Consider the following 2,392-nt stretch of genomic DNA (forward strand, 5'->3'; position numbering starts at 1 on the left):
CATGGCGGTGACGACCGGTGGGACATCGAGGGGGAGATCCCCGCTCGCGCCGACGGCCACGCCCGGCTCGGACGGCTTCTTGGCGCCGTCGTCGGATCCCGAGCCGCCCTTCTTCAGCGCACCCTTCAGGGAGTCCTGCACCGCGGGCGCCTTGCTCTTGATGGTTCCGGTGGTCGACGCGACGGTGTCCTGCACCTTCGGGTTGTTCCACAGCTGCTGGGCCTTCGTCTTGATCTGCTCGTAGCTCCCACGGCCGGCGCGGGTGCCGAGGACGTAACCGGCCGCCATGCCTGCTCCGAAAACAATCTTGTTCTTCATGCCGTTCTCCCTTCGGTGGACTGCGTGCTTCCGAATCTAGACCACCACGCGAGGGGGAGCGAGGGAAGTTTTCCGTCGACGCCCTGGCCGGCCCTACGGCGATTGCATGGCAGGTCCTGGCCTCGCGGCCGGGGATGGGCGAGGATGGCAGGGAAAGCGCTATCCACAGAACAGGCAATTCTCATGGGCTCCACCCCGCACCTCCTCGCACGCTCGGGGAAGGACGTCCGCCGGGACGCTCCGCACCCGAGGGTCCTCCTCCTCGTCGCGGCGCTCGCGATGCTGCAGGTGATCTGGCCGCTCACCATGGACCTGTACCTGCCCGCGTTCCCTGCGATCCGCCGCGAGTTCGGCGCCGACGAGTCCGCCGTCCAGCTGACCCTGACAGCGGCCTTCATCGGCATGGGCATCGGTCAGCTGGCCTCCGGACCGGTGTCGGACGCCGTCGGACGGGCGCGCCCCCTGGCGGTGATGATCGTGGTCTACTGCATCGCGACGGCTGCGTGCGCCCTTGCTCCCACCATGGCCTGGCTCATCGCGAGCAGGGCCCTCCAGGGCATGGGGTCGGCGGCCTGTGCGGTCATCGCCCTGGCCATCGTCCGTGACCTGTACACGGGCAGGCGCCTGCTGGTCTTCCTCGCCCGCCTGTCCATCGTCTCCGGCGTGTTCGTGGTGGCGTCCCCCGCCCTCGGCGCCCAGCTCCTCCAGGTGGTCGGCTGGCGGGGACTGTTCTGGACACTCCTCGGCTACGGCGTCGTCCTGCTCTGTGTCGCGGGCAGGATCCTGCTTCGGAACGAGACGCACACGCGGGACCGCCGGCTGCTCCGGAAGGGCGTCCGCCTCCGGGACGACTACCGCAGCCTCGCCTCGGACGCCCGGTTCCGGTCCGTCGCCGTGGCCGGCGGGCTGCTCTTCGCCGCGATGATGTCCTTCATGGCCGGCAGCGCCTTCCTGCTGCAGGAGGTCTTCGGGCTCAGCCCGTCCGCCTACGCCCTGCTGTTCGGCGCCCAGGGCGCCCTCATGGTCGTCGGGGCGCAGGTGGGAGGCCTGGTGGCGCGACGGGCCTCGCCGGTCCTCGCCGTGCGCGTCGGTGCGGTGGCCCTGGTGGTGGCCGCCGCCGTCCTGCTCCTGAGCGTCGGGTTCGCCCCGCACCTCGGCCTGTGGGGACTGATGGCGCCGGTCATGGGCTTCACGGCATCGTTCGGCCTGGTCAATCCGGCCCTGCAGGCCACGGCGCTCGAGCACCACGGCCTCCGTGCCGGCACCGCCGCCTCCCTGTTGGGCGCGTCCAACATGGCAGGTGCCGCCGTGATCGCCCCCCTCACCGGAGCGTTCGGGCTGTCCTCGCCCGTGCCCACCGCCGTGGTCATGCTGGCGTGCGCGGTGGTGGCCGCCCTCCTCCTCGTGCTCGGAGTGCGGCGGACGCCTACGCCGTCGTCAGTACCGTCTTGAGCCAGCCCTCCTCGCGCCGGTCGAAGGTCAGGTAGGCGTCGACGACGTCGGTTAGCGGCTCGTGCTGGGTGATGAACTTCGTCGGATCGAAGACCCCCGACGCGACGAGGTCGAGCAGCGGCGGCGTGACCGAGCGGTGATCGCAGTTGCCCATGCGTATCGTGAGGTTCTTGTTCATCGCCTGGCCGATGGGATAGGTCATCATCTGCGGGCTGTAGACCCCGATGATCCCGATGCGGCCGTACTTCCGGACGGTCTCCACGCTCCACCGGGACACCTGGGAGGGTGCGTTCCCCGGCACCCAGTTCCCGCCCTGCGCATTCGTGGTGGGGGCGACCTCCGCGACCTCCCGGGCGAACTGCTCCGCCTGCTGCTCGCCGTCCGCCGCCGCCGGGCCGGAGGACGGGCGCTGGGCGTCCACGCCCACGGCGTCGATGACGGCATCGACGCCGATGCCCAGCGTGGCGTCCATCAGGGCCTGCACCGGATCCTCGCGGTTGAAGTCGACGACCTCGGCGTTCTGGCCGAGCGCCTGGACGAGGCGGGTCTCGACGCCGTCGATCGCGAACACGCGTGAGGCGCCCTGGCGGAAGGCGGAGGCGATGGCCGGCCGGCCAGGCGC

At 70.8% G+C, this 2,392-nt stretch carries 1 protein-coding gene and 2 pseudogenes; 1 reads left to right on the top strand and 2 read right to left on the bottom strand.

The genetic code is table 11. The features are described 5' to 3' along the window. Positions 1-318: pseudogene (locus tag CVO76_RS16880) on the bottom strand (hypothetical protein); the annotation flags it as partial. Between the two features lie 183 nt (positions 319-501). Here CVO76_RS16880 and CVO76_RS16885 point away from each other — a divergent pair. Next, positions 502-1,770: a multidrug effflux MFS transporter gene (locus CVO76_RS16885; RefSeq protein WP_208740217.1), complete on the top strand. Its 1,269-nt coding sequence runs from the start codon at positions 502-504 to the stop codon at positions 1,768-1,770. On the opposite strand, the pseudogene CVO76_RS16890 reads toward CVO76_RS16885, so the two are convergent. After that, positions 1,745-2,392: pseudogene (locus CVO76_RS16890) on the bottom strand (hypothetical protein); the annotation flags it as partial. The gene CVO76_RS16885 and the pseudogene CVO76_RS16890 overlap by 26 nt on opposite strands.

This window comes from Arthrobacter agilis (assembly GCF_002953615.1).
GTDB lineage: Bacteria > Actinomycetota > Actinomycetes > Actinomycetales > Micrococcaceae > Arthrobacter_D > Arthrobacter_D agilis_B.